The sequence below is a fragment of the Variovorax ureilyticus genome (assembly GCF_037889935.1).
GTDB lineage: Bacteria > Pseudomonadota > Gammaproteobacteria > Burkholderiales > Burkholderiaceae_C > Variovorax > Variovorax ureilyticus.
Window position 1 is genome coordinate 21036 of the sequence record NZ_JBBKZU010000023.1, and the last position, 14422, is coordinate 35457.

General features: G+C 67.4%; 13 protein-coding genes. 6 read left to right on the top strand and 7 right to left on the bottom strand.

What is annotated here, in order from left to right:
• Positions 1–43 precede the first annotated feature (43 nt).
• The gene (locus WKW77_RS31965) at positions 44–1681 is read left to right on the top strand and encodes a GMC family oxidoreductase (protein ID WP_340360916.1); all 1638 of its coding nucleotides are present in this window, start codon (positions 44–46) and stop codon (positions 1679–1681) included.
• 321 nt (positions 1682–2002) lie between these two features.
• A complete protein-coding gene (locus WKW77_RS31970; protein ID WP_340360917.1) occupies positions 2003–2761 on the top strand; it encodes a sulfite exporter TauE/SafE family protein in 759 nt (252 codons plus the stop codon).
• Positions 2762–2770: 9 nt separating this feature from the next.
• Here the strand turns inward: WKW77_RS31970 and mrdA are convergent, their stop codons facing one another.
• The 4 genes from mrdA to WKW77_RS31990 all read right to left on the bottom strand — a co-directional run bounded on the left by mrdA (position 2771) and on the right by WKW77_RS31990 (position 7581).
• Positions 2771–4750: a penicillin-binding protein 2 gene (gene mrdA / locus WKW77_RS31975; protein WP_340360918.1), complete on the bottom strand. Its 1980-nt coding sequence runs from the start codon at positions 4748–4750 to the stop codon at positions 2771–2773.
• Positions 4751–4928: 178 nt separating this feature from the next.
• Positions 4929–5450 carry a rod shape-determining protein MreD gene (gene mreD / locus WKW77_RS31980; RefSeq protein ID WP_340360919.1) on the bottom strand — a complete coding sequence of 174 codons (522 nt, stop codon included), beginning with the start codon at positions 5448–5450 and terminating at the stop codon, positions 4929–4931.
• Complete coding sequence (gene mreC / locus WKW77_RS31985) at positions 5447–6466, bottom strand: rod shape-determining protein MreC (RefSeq protein ID WP_340360920.1); 1020 nt, start codon at positions 6464–6466, stop codon at positions 5447–5449. The genes mreD and mreC overlap by 4 nt, the downstream gene beginning before the upstream one ends.
• Before the next feature lie 71 nt (positions 6467–6537).
• Positions 6538–7581 (bottom strand): rod shape-determining protein, encoded by a 1044-nt coding sequence (locus WKW77_RS31990; protein ID WP_028249609.1) that lies wholly within the window; start codon positions 7579–7581, stop codon positions 6538–6540.
• Between the two features lie 225 nt (positions 7582–7806).
• On the opposite strand from WKW77_RS31990, the gene gatC reads away from it, so the two are divergent.
• The 3 genes from gatC to gatB all read left to right on the top strand — a co-directional run bounded on the left by gatC (position 7807) and on the right by gatB (position 11176).
• Entirely contained in the window at positions 7807–8106 is a 300-nt protein-coding gene (gatC, locus tag WKW77_RS31995) for an Asp-tRNA(Asn)/Glu-tRNA(Gln) amidotransferase subunit GatC (protein ID WP_340360921.1), read from the top strand.
• 82 nt (positions 8107–8188) lie between these two features.
• On the top strand, positions 8189–9676 hold the full coding sequence (gatA, locus tag WKW77_RS32000) for an Asp-tRNA(Asn)/Glu-tRNA(Gln) amidotransferase subunit GatA (protein WP_340360922.1): 1488 nt from the start codon (positions 8189–8191) through the stop codon (positions 9674–9676).
• A 15-nt stretch (positions 9677–9691) separates the two neighbouring features.
• Positions 9692–11176, top strand: coding sequence for an Asp-tRNA(Asn)/Glu-tRNA(Gln) amidotransferase subunit GatB (gatB, locus tag WKW77_RS32005; protein ID WP_340360923.1), 1485 nt, complete (start codon positions 9692–9694; stop codon positions 11174–11176).
• 125 nt (positions 11177–11301) lie between these two features.
• On the opposite strand, the gene WKW77_RS32010 is transcribed toward gatB, so the two are convergent.
• On the bottom strand, positions 11302–11982 hold the full coding sequence (locus WKW77_RS32010) for a DUF4124 domain-containing protein (protein WP_340360924.1): 681 nt from the start codon (positions 11980–11982) through the stop codon (positions 11302–11304).
• A gap of 23 nt (positions 11983–12005) precedes the next feature.
• Positions 12006–12689, bottom strand: coding sequence for an orotate phosphoribosyltransferase (pyrE, locus tag WKW77_RS32015; protein WP_340360925.1), 684 nt, complete (start codon positions 12687–12689; stop codon positions 12006–12008).
• A 13-nt stretch (positions 12690–12702) separates the two neighbouring features.
• Here pyrE and WKW77_RS32020 point away from each other — a divergent pair, with 13 nt between their 5' ends.
• The gene (locus tag WKW77_RS32020; RefSeq protein WP_340360926.1) at positions 12703–13506 is read left to right on the top strand and encodes an exodeoxyribonuclease III; all 804 of its coding nucleotides are present in this window, start codon (positions 12703–12705) and stop codon (positions 13504–13506) included.
• A gap of 161 nt (positions 13507–13667) precedes the next feature.
• Here WKW77_RS32020 and WKW77_RS32025 read toward each other — a convergent pair whose 3' ends face one another.
• The gene (locus WKW77_RS32025; RefSeq protein WP_340360927.1) at positions 13668–14414 is read right to left on the bottom strand and encodes a GntR family transcriptional regulator; all 747 of its coding nucleotides are present in this window, start codon (positions 14412–14414) and stop codon (positions 13668–13670) included.
• Positions 14415–14422: the final 8 nt, after the last annotated feature.

Here is a 14422-nt window from a genome sequence, read left to right on the forward strand (position 1 = left end):
GTGTCCGAGCCACACGAAGTGGGCGAGGGTGGGGGAGAGCGTCATGAGCGACACGACTTTCGATTACATCGTCATTGGCGCCGGCACCGCCGGGTCGCTCATGGCCAACCGGCTGAGCGCGGACAAGCGGATGCGCGTGCTGCTCATCGAGGCGGGCCGCAAGGACGACTACCACTGGATCCACATCCCGGTCGGCTATCTCTACTGCATCGGCAACCCGCGCACCGACTGGCTCTACAGCACCGAGCCGGACGCGGGCCTCAACGGCCGCACGCTGCGCTACCCGCGCGGCAAGACGCTCGGCGGCTCGTCGAGCATCAACGGGATGATCTACATGCGCGGCCAGTCGCGCGACTACGACCAGTGGGCCGACCTCACCGGGGACGACGCGTGGCGCTGGTCGAACGTGCTCCCCGCGTTCAAGAAGCACGAGGACTATTACCTCGGCGCGGACGAACTCCACGGCGCGGGCGGCGAATGGCGCGTCGAGAAGCAGCGCCTGCGCTGGGACATCCTCGATGCCTTCGCCGAAGCCGCGGTGCAGGCCGGCGTGCCGCGCAGTACCGACTTCAATCGCGGCAGCAACGAGGGCGTGGGCTACTTCCAGGTCAACCAGAAGGACGGCTGGCGCTGGAACACCGCCAAGGCCTTCCTGCGGCCGACCTGCTACGGCCGTCCGAACTTCGAGCTCTGGACCGGCGCGCAGGTGTCTCGCCTGATCTTCGATTCGCATGCCGACGGCAGCCATCGCTGCACGGGCGTGCAGGTGTGGGACGGGCACGAGATGGTCATCGCACACGCGACGCGCGAGACGATCCTCTGCGCCGGCAGCATCGGTTCGCCGCAGATCCTGCAGCTCTCGGGCGTCGGGCCGGCGGATCTGCTGCGGCAGCACGGCATCGACGTGGTGCGCGACGCGCCGGGTGTCGGCGCAAACCTGCAGGACCACCTGCAGATCCGCGCGGTCTACAAGGTCAAGGATGCGCCCACGCTCAACGTGCTGGCGTCGTCGCTTTACGGCAAGGCGAAGATCGGGCTCGAATACGTTCTGCGGCGCACCGGCCCGATGAGCATGGCGCCCTCGCAGCTCGGCGCATTCACGCGCAGCTCGCCGGCCTACGAATGGCCCAACCTCGAATACCACGTGCAGCCGCTGTCGCTCGACGCCTTCGGCGAGCCGCTGCACAGCTTCCCGGCCTTTACCGCGAGCGTGTGCAACCTGAACCCCACGAGCCGCGGCACCGTGCGCATCAAGAGCCCGCGCTTCGAGGACGCGCCCGCGATCGCGCCGAACTACCTCAGCACGGACGAGGACCGCAAGGTCGCCGCGGATTCGCTGCGCGTCACGCGCCGCATCGCGTCGCAGCCGGCGCTCGCGAGGTACAGCCCGGAGGAATGGAAACCGGGCCCGCAGTATCAGAGCGACGAGGAGCTCGCGCGGCTCGCAGGAGACATCGCGACCACGATCTTCCATCCCGTCGGCACCACGAAGATGGGCGCGGACAACGATCCGATGGCGGTGCTCGATGCGCGGATGCGCGTGCGCGGCATCGACGGGTTGCGCGTGGTCGATGCCGGTGCCATGCCCACGATCACCAGCGGCAACACCAACAGCCCCACGCTGATGATGGCGGAGAAGGCGGCTGCATGGGTCCGCGAAGCCACCGCTGAGCGGGTTTGAGCCCGTTTGCGTTGCCGCTTGTTGCAGATTCGGGCCGACCCGGGCCAATTGGCGGGTAATCCCCGATGCACTCCGGCGGTGCGCCGAATAAAGTCCAGCCACTCGCAAACGGGCCTGCCCGCTGCGCGGGGGACCGAGGAGACAAACCTTCGAAGAACCAGAATACTGAACACAAGGCATCCGGACGAGATGCTGTTTTTTTGATCAAGGCGCCGCTGGTCGGCGCCTTTTCTTTTTTCGACCGGCGGGTCGGGAATTCTTGCCGGCCCGAAGCCCCGCGCTACGAAATCGATAGCACACCCCGCAGCGACAATCTCCGCAATGGAAATCGTCGTGCTGACCCTGGCCTCGCTGTTCGCGGGATTCGTTGATTCGATCGTCGGGGGAGGCGGACTGATCCTGGTCCCGGTGCTCTTCAGCGTGCTGCCCGGCGTGGCCCCGGCGACGCTGCTGGGCACCAACAAGAGCGCCTCGGTCTGGGGCACGGCGGCGGCCACCGTGCAGTTCCACTATCGCGTCGGCCTGCGCTGGCGCACGCTGCTTCCGGCGGCCGGTCTGGCGTTCTTCGGCTCGTTGATCGGCGCATGGGCCGTGACCGTGGTGCCGGGCGAGTTCCTCCGCAAGCTGCTGCCGGTGATCCTGGTCGTGCTGCTGCTCTACACCCTCGCGCGCAAGGACATGGGGCGGCATCACGAACCGCGCTTTCATGGACGCGCCGAACTCGCCGCCACGGCGGCGATCGGCTTCGCGCTCGGCGTCTACGACGGCTTCTTCGGTCCCGGCACGGGGAGCTTCTTCGTGTTCCTGTTCGTCCGCTGGCTGGGCTACGACTTCCTCAACGCCGCGGCGTCGGCCAAGCTGCTCAACGTCATGACCAACCTCGGCGCCCTGCTGCTGCTCGGCCTCAAGGGCCATGTGCTGTGGCACTACGGGCTGGTGATGGCGGTGGCGAACGTCGCGGGCGGGGTGATCGGCGCCCGGGTGGCCATCCGCCACGGCGCGGGCTTCGTGCGGACGGTGTTCATCTTCGTCGTCGGCGCGCTGATCCTGAAGACCGCCTACGACGCCTTCCTGCGCTGACGAAGTGGATCAGGGGGCGGCCGATGCGGCGGCGGCCTGCGTGCCCGCCGGCGGCCAGGCCACTTCGCTCGCGACGCGCGGCTTGCCGATCGGCGCCGCGGCCTTGCCCTGCTGGATGGCGGCCATGTCCGCCTCGCTGGGGTACTGGTTCAGCAGCCAGTAGTCGAATACGCGGCGCGCGATCGGCGCGGCGGCGCCGGCACCCCAGCCCGCGTTCTCGACGATGAGCGCCACGGCGATCTTCGGGTCGTTGGCCGGCGCGAACGCCATGAAAAGCGCGTGGTCGCGCTGGTGTTCCTCCAGCGCCTTGGCGTTGTACTTGGTGTTCGCCGCCATGCCCACCGCCTGCGCCGTGCCGGTCTTGCCGGCCGCCTGATACCCCGCGCCGGCGAAGACGCTGCGCGCCGTGCCCGCGTTGACCACCGCCACCAAGCCGTCGCGGACCACGCCGATATTGGCTGGCGGGACATTGAGATTCTGTCCGGGCGCCTGCTCGACCGGCTTCACCTCGCCGGTGACCGTGTCGCGGATCGCGAGGGCCACGTGCGGTTTGAATTTGATGCCGCCATTGGCCACGATCGACGTCGCGTGCGCCAGCTGCAGCATCGTGAAGGCGTTGTAGCCCTGCCCGATGCCGAGCGAAATGGTCTCGCCCGCATACCACTTCTTCTGCTCGGGGCGCTTGTAGGTATTGCGCTTCCACTCGGTGCTCGGCAGCACGCCGCGCACCTCGCCGCCGATGTCGATGCCGGTGATCTGGCCGAAGCCCAGCGGCTTCATCGAGTCGTGGATCAGGTCCACGCCCATCTCGTTGGCCAGCGAGTAGTAGTAGATGTTGCTGGACAGCTGGATCGAGCGCCGCATGTCCACGCCGCCGATGTTGCCCTCGGGGCTGCCGAAGCGGTGGCCGCCGAAGTTGAAGTAGCCCGGGTCGTTGACCACCACGCTCGGTCCGCGCTTTCCCGTCTGCAGTGCGGCCAGCGCCATGAAGGGCTTGTAGGTCGAGCCCGGCGGGTAGGTGCCGCGCAGCGCCCGGTTCAGCAGCGGCTTGTTGATCGACTCGCTGAGTTCCTTCCAGTTCTCGACGTCGATGCCTTCCACGAACAGGTTCGGATCGAAGGTCGGCTTGCTCACGAAGGCCAGGATCTCGCCGGTCTTGGGATCGATCGCCACCAGCGCCCCGCGTCGCTCGCCGTACATGTCCTCGACCAGCTTCTGCAGCTTGATGTCGACCGACAGCATGACGGTGTTGCCCGGCGTGGCCGGATGCGCCGCGAGCCGGCGCACCGCGCGGCCGCCGGCGGACGTTTCCATCTGCTCGACACCCGTCAGGCCGTGCAGGGTCTTCTCGTAGCTCTGCTCGATGCCGAGCTTGCCGATGTACTCCGTGCCCTTGTAGTTGGCGAGGTCCTCGTCTTCCCAGTCTTCCATGGCCGCTTTTTCGGCCTGGTTGATGCGCCCGATGTAGCCGAGCACATGGCTCGCGAGTTCGCCGTTCGGATAGTTGCGGAACAGTCGCGCCTTGATCTCGACACCCGGGAAGCGATAGCGCTGCGCGGCGAACCGGGCGACCTCCTCGTCGCTCAGGCGGGTGCGGATCGGCACCGAATCGAAGCTGCGCGAGTCCTCGCGCAGCCGCTTGAAGCGCCGGCGGTCGCGCGGCGAAATCTCCAGGACCTCGGACAGCGCATCGATCGTTTCCTCGAGGTTGCCGGCCTTGGACGGCGTGATCTCCAGCGTGTAGGCGGAGTAATTGGAGGCCAGCACGATCCCGTTGCGATCGACGATCAGCCCCCGGTTCGGCACCACCGGCACGATCGCCGTGCGATTGCTCTCCGCCTGCTCGGCCAGATCTTCGTGCCGCACCACCTGCAGATACACCAGCCGCGACGCCAGCAACCCGAACGCGACCAGCACGACAAGCGCGATCACGACCACCCGGCGCTTGAAGCGCGACAGGTCGGCAGCGACGTTACGAATCTCGGTCATGGCAGCAGATCAGCTTAGCGGGACGAACAACGAAAGCAAATACTCACCATCCGCGCAGAACGGCACGAAATGAAGCGGGGAGCACCGCAGAACCGGCTTTGCCGGGCTGCTGGTGCTGCCCCGGGTAGAGGGTTGGCGAAGCGACACGAAGTGCGCGCAGCCTGGGGGCGAGCAGCATCTAGAGTGGCCTGTTGGCGTCAGGTTCCGGTGCGCGACGCTGGGGCGCCAACAACAGCACACTGACCAGCGGCCACAACGCGGCCTCGATCAACGGCGCGATGAGCAGCGTCCAGCCCGGGAACACCCCTCCGCCGATCATCCGGATCGCCAGCTCGATCAGGTGGGACACCGCGAACAGCGGAAGCACCTGCAGCGCCTGCGACGCCACCGGGAACCACAGCAGCCGGCGGTGGATCATGATCGCGAAGAAGCCGAGCGTCGTATAGGACAGTGCATGCTGTCCCAGCATCGAGGCCTGGTGCACGTCCATCAGCAGCCCGAAGACGAAGGCCGCGCCGATGCCGATGCGCGCAGGCTGGTGCACGCTCCAGAACACGATCACCAGCGCCAGAAGATCCGGCGTCCACGCGGCACGGCCGATCGGCACCATGTTGACCAAGAGGGCGACGATCAGGCTGGCCCACATGAACAGGGGGCTGACGGGCAACAGGAGCTGCTGCTGGCCGGGACGCATGATCATGGCGCGCGCTTCTCCTTCTTGTCGGCCTTGTCCGCCTTGTCGGATTTGTCGGCCTTGTCGGATTTGTCGGCCTTGGCCCCAGGCTTGTCGGATTTCTCGCCCTTCTTCTTGCCCGAGGTGCCCGCCGCCGGCGCGGCCGGCGCGGGCTTCGGCACCGGCGGGGTGCCCGTCGGCGCCAGCACCAGGACGTACCGCGCAGAGTTCACGCGCCCCATCGGCGTCAGGTGGATGCGGGCGAAGGCGGAATCGGCCCGGCGTTCGATGCGGTCGATCTTGGCGACCGGAAGCCCCGGCGGATAGACGCCGTCGACCCCGCTGGTGCTCAGCATGTCGCCTTCCTGCACATCGGAGTTCGCGCCCATGAAGCGAAGTTCGAGCCCGCCGCCGTGGGCACTGGCGTCGCCGAAAGCCACGCTGCGCGCACCGGTCCGCGTGTTCTGCACCGGGATGGCGAGATCGCGATCGATCACCAGCGTGATTTCGCTCGTGAAGGGTTGCACCTGCGTGACCTGCCCGAGCACCCCGTTCTCGTCGATCACCGGCGACCCCGGCGCGATGCCGTGCGTCAGCCCCTGGTCGATCACCACCTTGCGGGTGTACGGATCGGACGTGTCGTAGAGCACCTCGGCCACCCGGCCCGGCGTCTGTGTCACCTGGCGCAGTTCGAGCATCGAGCGCAGCCGCGCGTTTTCCTGCGCGAGCAGGTCGGCCTGGCTGGCGCGTTCCGACTGCAGCGCCAGCGCCTTGCGCGCCTCGGCCTCCCGGGCCTGCGCGACCTGCAGGTCTTCCAGATAGCGACTGCCGCCCGCCACGAGCTGAACCGGCTTCAGCGCCAGCCACTGGATCGGATAGAGCACCGCGCCGACCGCCGTGCGGACCGGCTGCACGATGTTGAAGCGCGCATCGGCCACCATCAGAAACAGCGCGAGCGCGCTGAAGAAGATCAGCTTGCTGAGCGCCGAGGGCCCCTGGTTGAACAGGGGTGGCGCAGTGCGATCGAGCGTGCCGAGCGGCATGGCGGAGGGACTTTAAATTGAAAAGGCCGGCCCTGCGCAAACGCGGGCCGGCCATTTGCGCATCCAGCGCATTATTCGCTCGTGAAGATGCTTCCGAGCCGATCCATCCGCTCGAGAGCGATACCGCAGCCGCGGACCACGCAGGTCAGCGGGTCTTCGGCAACCAGCACCGGCAGGCCGGTTTCCTCGGCCAGCAGGCGGTCGAGGTCGCGCAGCAGCGCGCCGCCGCCGGTGAGCATCATGCCGCGCTCGGCGATGTCGGCGCCGAGTTCGGGCGGCGTCTGTTCGAGCGCGTTCTTCACGGCGGAGACGATGTTGTTCAGCGGATCGGTCAGCGCTTCCAGCACTTCGTTGCTGCTGATGGTGAAGCTGCGCGGCACGCCTTCGCTGAGGTTGCGGCCCTTGACTTCCATTTCCTTGACTTCGGAACCGGGGAAGGCCGAGCCGATGCTCTTCTTGATGACTTCCGCCGTCGGCTCGCCGATCAGCATGCCGTAGTTGCGGCGGATGTAGTTGATGATGGCCTCGTCGAAGCGGTCGCCGCCGACGCGCACGCTGCCCTTGTAGACCATGCCGCCGAGCGAGATCACGCCCACTTCGGTGGTGCCGCCGCCGATGTCGACGACCATCGAGCCGCTGGCTTCCGACACCGGCAAACCGGCGCCGATCGCTGCGGCCATGGGTTCCTCGATGAGATAGACCGACGTGGCACCGGCCGCTTCGGCCGCGTCCTTGATCGCGCGGCGCTCGACCTGGGTCGAACCGCAGGGCACGCAGATGATGATGCGCGGGCTGGGCGTGAGCAGCGAACGCGGGTGCACCATCTTGATGAACTGCTTGATCATCTGCTCGGTGATCACGAAGTCGGCGATCACGCCGTCCTTCATCGGGCGGATGGCTTCGATGTTGCCGGGCACCTTGCCGAGCATGGCCTTCGCTTCGCGGCCGACGGCCTGGATCACTTTCTTGCCGTGGGGGCCGCCTTCGTGCCGGATGGCGACGACCGACGGCTCGTCCAGGACGATGCCCTTGTTGCGGGCAAAAATGAGCGTATTGGCGGTGCCGAGGTCGATCGCGAGGTCGGTCGAGAAGTACCGACGAAAAGCTCCGAACATTGTGGAATCCTCTGGAGCACGGCATGCGCGTCGGCAGGCCGTCGCCCTCTTGCTGGGTCGTTTGACGGGATGGATTGAACGTTTTTGCGGCAAATGCCGCCGCGTTCGCGGGGGTTGCGGCAAAGGCGGGATAATAACCGAATCCCTTCAAGCTCCAGCGTTCCGGCACACCTCGCAGGGCGCGACGCCTCGCGTTTTTCACGGTCGCCAAGCCTTCTTTTTCCGATGTCCCTCACTGCTTCCGATATTGCGCGCATCGCGTCGCTCGCCCGGCTCCAGCTGGCGCCCGAAGAAAGCGACCGCCTGCGCGGCCAGATCAACGGCTTCTTCGACCTCGTCGAGCGCATGCGCGCGGTCGACACCACAGGCGTCGAGCCGCTCGCCCATCCGGTCGCCACGATCCAGGACGTGACGCTTCGCCTCGCCGAGGACGTCGTCAGCGAACCCGACAACCGCGAAGCCAACCAGCGCAGCGCGCCCGCCGTCGAAAACGGCCTGTTCCTGGTTCCGAAGGTGATCGAATGAGCGCAGCGCAGAACCGCTTCAAGCAAGCTCACGCCCCCTCGGGGGGCAGCGAGGACACGAAGTGCCGAGCGTGGGGGTGGAAATGAGCGCGGCAATCCACCAGATGGGCGTGGCCGAGCTCGCCAAGGCGCTGCGGGAGCGCAAGGTCTCGGCCGTCGAGGCCGCCCGCCACCAGCTCGACCGGATCGGCCAGCACAAGGAGCTCGGCGCCTTCGTGGCGATCGACGAGGACCTCACCGTGGCCCAGGCCCGCGCCGCCGACGACAAGCTCGCGGCCGGCAACGCCGCCGCATTGACGGGCGTGCCGATCGCCCACAAGGACATCTTCGTCACCACCGGCCTGCCGACCAGCGCCGGTTCCCAAATCCTGGCCGGGTATCGCTCGCCCTTCGATGCCACCGTGGTTCGCCGGCTGGCCGAAGCCGGCGCCGTCACGCTGGGCAAACTGAGTTGCGACGAGTTCGCGATGGGCTCGTCCAACGAGAACGTCGCGGTTCCGGCCGTCGGTTTCGACGAGGCCGTGCCGGTTCGCAATCCGTGGGATCGCGAGCGCATCCCCGGCGGCTCGTCCGGCGGCAGCGCCGCGGCGGTCGCCGCACGCCTCGCGCCCGCCGCCACCGGCACCGACACCGGCGGCTCGATCCGCCAGCCCGCCTCGTTCTGTGGCGTGACCGGCATCAAGCCGACCTACGGCCGAGCCTCGCGCTACGGCATGGTCGCCTTCGCATCGAGCCTCGACCAGGCCGGCCCGATGGCCCGCTCGGCCGAAGACTGCGCGCTCCTGCTGTCCGCCATGTGCGGCCCGGACCCGGACCGCGATTCGACGTCGCTCGATCGCCCTGCCGAAGACTTCACGCGCCGCCTCGGCGATTCGCTCGAAGGCCTGCGCATCGGCGTGCCGAAGGAATTCCTCGGTGACGGCGTCGCGCCCGGCGTGCGGGCCGTGGTCGAAGCCGCGCTGGCCGAATACGAAAAGCTCGGCGCCCGCCGCGTCGAGATCACCCTGCCCCGCACCGAGCTGTCGATCCCGGTCTACTACATCATTGCGGCCGCCGAGGCGTCGAGCAACCTGAGCCGCTTCGACGGCGTCAAGTTCGGCCATCGCGCCAAGGACTATCGCGACCTCGCCGACATGTACGCCAAGACGCGCGAGGAAGGCTTCGGCGACGAGGTCAAGCGCCGCATCATGATCGGCACCTACGTGCTCTCGCATGGCTACTACGACGCCTACTACCTGCAGGCGCAGAAGGTGCGCCGCATGATCGCGGACGACTTCCAGCAGGCCTTCAGGCAGTGCGACCTGATCGCCGGTCCCGCCGCGCCGACGGTCGCCTGGAAGATCGGCGAACACGGCGGGGACCCGGTGGCCGACTACCTGGCCGACATCTTCACGCTGCCGGGTTCGCTCGCCGGTCTGCCCGGCATGAGCATTCCGGCGGGCTTCGACGGCGGGATGCCGGTCGGCCTGCAATTGCTCGGCAACTACTGCGAAGAGTCGCGCCTGCTCAACGCCGCGCACCGCTTCCAGCAAGCCACCGACTGGCACCAGCGCACCCCGGCCGGCTATTGATGGCGAAGAACTGACATGAGCGAAACCAACACTTTCGAAGCCGCGCAGAGCGGCCGCCCGACGGGCCCGCTGGTCCGCGGCTATGAAGTCATCATCGGGTTCGAGACGCACGCGCAGCTTTCCACCGCATCGAAGATCTTCAGCCGCGCCTCGACCGCCTTCGGCGCCGAGCCGAACACGCAGGCCAGCGCGGTCGATCTCGCGCTGCCCGGCACGCTGCCGGTGATGAACAAGGGCGCGGTCGAACGCGCGATCAAGCTCGGCCTCGCGCTCGGTTCGCACATCGCGCCGCGCAGCGTGTTCGCGCGCAAGAACTACTTCTATCCCGACCTGCCGAAGGGCTACCAGATCAGCCAGTACGAGATCCCGGTCGTGCAGGGCGGCTCGGTGAGCTTCTACCTCGGCGAAGAGAAGAAGACCGTGCGCCTGGTGCGCGCGCATCTCGAGGAAGACGCCGGCAAGTCGCTGCACGAGGACTTCATCGGCCAGTCGGGCATCGACCTGAACCGCGCCGGCACGCCGCTGCTGGAAATCGTGACCGAGCCCGACATGCGCTCCACCGCCGAGGCCGTGGCCTACGCGCGCGAGCTGCACAAGATCGTGACCTGGATCGGCATCTGCGACGGCAACATGCAGGAAGGCAGCTTCCGCTGCGACGCGAACGTGTCGGTGCGCAAGCCCGGCGAGCCGCTGGGCACGCGGCGCGAGATCAAGAACCTCAACAGCTTCAAGTTCATGCAGCAGGCGATCGACTTCGAGATCCGCTGGCAGATCGACGAACTGGAGGAAGGCCGCGCGATCCAGCAGGCCACGGTGCTGTTCGACCCCGACACCGGCGAAACGCGCGCGATGCGCACCAAGGAAGACGCGGCCGACTACCGCTACTTCCCCGACCCGGACCTGCCGCCGCTGGCGATCGCGGCCGAATGGATCGAGCGCGTGCGCGCCGAGATGCCCGAGCTTCCGCGCGCGATGGCCGAGCGCTACGTGCAGCAGCACGGCCTGTCGGAATACGACGCGACCCAGCTGACCCAAAGCCCTGCGCTTGCGCGCTACTTCGACGACGCGGTGAGCGCCGGGGCGGCGCCCAAGCTGGCGGCCAACTGGATCACCGGCGAGATCGCTCGCCGGCTGAACCTGCAGGACATCGGCATTGCCGACGCACCGGTCGGCGCCGCGCAACTCGCGAAGCTCATCGCGCGCATCAGCGACGGCACCATCTCGAACAACGCCGCACGGCAGGTGTTCGATGCGCTGTGGACCGGTGAAGGTCAGGACGTCGACACCGTGATCGACGCCAAGGGCCTGAAGCAGATGAACGACACCGGCGCGCTCGAAAAGATCATCGATGCCGTCCTGGCCACGAACCAGAAGAACATCGACGAGTACCGCTCCGGCAAGGACAAGGCCTTCAACGCGCTGGTCGGCCAGGTCATGAAGGCCAGCCAGGGCAAGGCCAATCCGGCGCAGGTCAATGCGCTGTTGAAATCCAAACTTTAAGCTCGCCCCCAGGCTTCGCGCACTTCGTGTCGCTTCGCCAACCCCCTACCGGGGGCCATGCCAGCGGCCCGGCGAAGCCGGTTCCGCGGCATGTCGCGCAGGTTCGCTGACAGAGGTGCCTGGTATCAGCGCTGGGCCTGCGCGGCCGCGTTCGCGGCCCAGAGCGGCTTCAGGCGGGCCTGCTCTTCATCGAAGCGCGCGTTGACGCGCTTCTTTTCTTCTTCCTGTTCCGCGATGAAGCGGTTCTGCACGTCGACGCTTCGCGCGTTGTCTTCGGCCTTGCGGCGGATCGACCCGGGCGCCTTGCCAGGGTCGCTCTTGTAGAACTCCAGCTCGTCGTCGATGCGCTTGCGGTCTTCGGCCAACTCGCCGAGGCGCTTCCTGGCGGCGCTGATCACGGCGTCGATCTGCACCAGTGCCTCGGCGCGCTCCTTGTCGTGCGCCGCGGCGTTCGGGTAGCGGACCAGCAACGCGCGCTCGCGGCGGCGCTCCTCGACCTGGCGCGCCGCCTGCAACTGGGCCTGGCGCTCACGCTCTTCGCGCTCGGCCTGCTCGCGCGCGGTGTAGGTGGGTTCGATCTTGCGGCGTGTGGTGCCGCTGGGATTCAGCTCGCGCTGCTCGCGGTCGTTGCAGTCCGAGATCGGCCGATCCGCGGTGATCGTGCGGCCTCTTGAATCCACACAGCTGTAGATGCCGGGACCGCCCCCGCTGGATTGGCGAGCCGCACCGGATTGCTGTGCCTGCGCGTGGCCGGCTGCAGCCAGCGAGAGCGCCATGAAAGCCAACAGTGCCTGGGTTCTCGCCACGTCCATCCTCTGGGCAAGCCGAGTCAGCGCGCGCCGTAGCGCGCCCGGTACTCCAACACTCCCTGTCGGTGGGCGCCCAGATCTCCGTCCGCGCGGCCCGAGAGGTACTGTAACAAGTCGTCCAGCGTCGCGATGGCAACGACCTGCAGGCCCAGCTGATTCCGTACATATTGCACGGCGCTGTGGTCCACGTCGACGCCGTTCTCGGTCGCCTTCTCCTGCCGGTCCAGCGCGATCGCGACGGCATGCGGCGTAGCGCCGGCATTCTTGATGGCGGCGATGGATTCGCGCACCGCGGTGCCGGCGGACATCACGTCATCGACGATGAGCACCCGCCCCTTGAGCGGCGCGCCGACCAGCGTTCCGCCTTCGCCGTGATCCTTGGCTTCCTTGCGGTTGTAGGCGAACGGCACGTTGCGGCCGCGGCGCGCGAGTTCGGCCGCCACGGTTGCGCCCAGCGGGATGCCCTTGTAGGCGGGGCCGAAGATCATGTCGAATTCGAGGCCGCTTTCGATCAGGCGGTCTGCATAGAATCCGGCGAGCCGCGCGATCTTGGCGCCGTCGTCGAACAGGCCCGCATTGAAGAAATAGGGGCTCATCCGGCCGGCCTTGGTCTTGAACTGGCCGAAGCGCAGCACCCCCGAATCCAGGGCGAACTGCACGAACTCCTGAGCCAGCGCGCCGCCCTTTCCAATCTCTCCAGCCATAGGGAATGTCCTCGTGTTCAAACTGACCAGCCTCAACCTCAACGGCCTGCGATCGGCGGCCACCAAGGGCGTTGCCGACTGGGTGGCCGAACTGGCGCCGGATTGTATTTGCATGCAGGAAACCCGCGTCCAGGCCAGCGACATCGAAGGCCGCTTCGAGGACATGGCGGGTCTGAAGGGCCACTTCCATTTCGCCGAGAAGAAAGGCTACTCCGGGACCGCGGTCTACAGCAAGCACGTGCCGAGCGATATCGTTGTCGGCTGGGGCGACACGGAATTCGACGCCGAGGGCCGCTACCTCGAACTTCGCTTCGACACGCCCAAACGCAAGCTCTCGGTCATCAGCTGCTACTTCCCGAGCGGCTCCTCCGGAGAGGAGCGGCAGGAGGCGAAGTTCCGCTTCCTCAAGGGCTTCTTCCCCCATCTGGTGGCGCTCAAGAAGGAGCGCGAGTTCATCCTGTGCGGCGACATCAACATCGCGCACAAGGAAATCGACCTGAAGAACTGGCGCGGCAACCAGAAGAACAGCGGCTTCCTGCCGGAAGAGCGCGCCTGGATGACCCGGCTGCTCGATGCGGGCGCGGAAGGCGCCGGGCTGGTCGACGTCTACCGCCTGCTCAAGCCCGAGACGACGGGCGAGGCCTACACGTGGTGGAGCAACCGGGGCCAGGCCTATGCGAACAACGTGGGGTGGCGGCTGGACTACCACCTCGCGACGCCGGCGATCGCCAGCCTCGCGCGCAGCGAATCGATCTTCAAGACGATCAAGTTCAGCGACCACGCGCCGATCACGGTCGACTACGAATTCAAGCTCTGAAAGCGCCCACCCCCAACCTCGCTCACTGCGTGTGGCTCGCCCCCCTCAAGGGGGCGCACCCGGCGGCCCGGCGAAGCCGGTTCCGCGGGTCCCTGCGCAAGGGCTGTGGCAGGTCATCGAGCGGCAACCCTCGGAGAGGCGCTGCAGGCGACGAGAAGCACTCACCGACCGGGGCGGCGCGTGCGGCCCGCATGGCGTGCCATGTGCACCTGGTGCAGCGTGATCTTGCGGACCTCGGCCTGGCTGGTCTCGATGTGCGCACGCAGCAGCATCGCGGCCTGGTCGCCGCGATTCGCGCGGATCGCCTTCAGGATCTTGGCGTGCTCGTCGTAGGTCGCGTCGATACGCGGCTGCTTGGTGAAGTCGAGCCGGCGGATGATGCGGATGCGGTCGGTCACGTCGCGATGCACGCGCGCCATCTCGGCATTGCCCGCGGCTTCGACCAGCGCACAGTGGAAGGCTTCGTCCCACTGGGCGACCTGCACCGTGTCCGCGCTGCGCTGCGCGGCCGGCACCAGCCAGATGCTGGCCAGGCTGTCGAGCAGGCTGCGGTCCACGCGATGGTCGCTTTCGCACAGACGGTGCACCGCGGTGGTCTCCAGCACCATGCGCAGGTCGTAGAGCTGCTCGAACTGGTCGAAGTCGAAAGGCAGCACCCGCCAGCCGCTGCGGAAGAGCACCTCGACGTAGCCCTCCTGCTGGAGCCGGAACAGCGCCTGCCGCACCGGCGTGCGCGAGACGCCGAGCCGTTCGCTGATCTCGTTCTCGGTGAAGCGGTCGCCGGGCACGAGGCTGAACTCGGCCACGTCGCGCTTGAGTTGCGCATAGACCTGGTCGGCACGCGTGCGAAAGGCCGCGTCCTGCGATGCGGCGGCGTTGGGGTCGGAAGGGGCTCGAACGGTCGACACAAATCGGA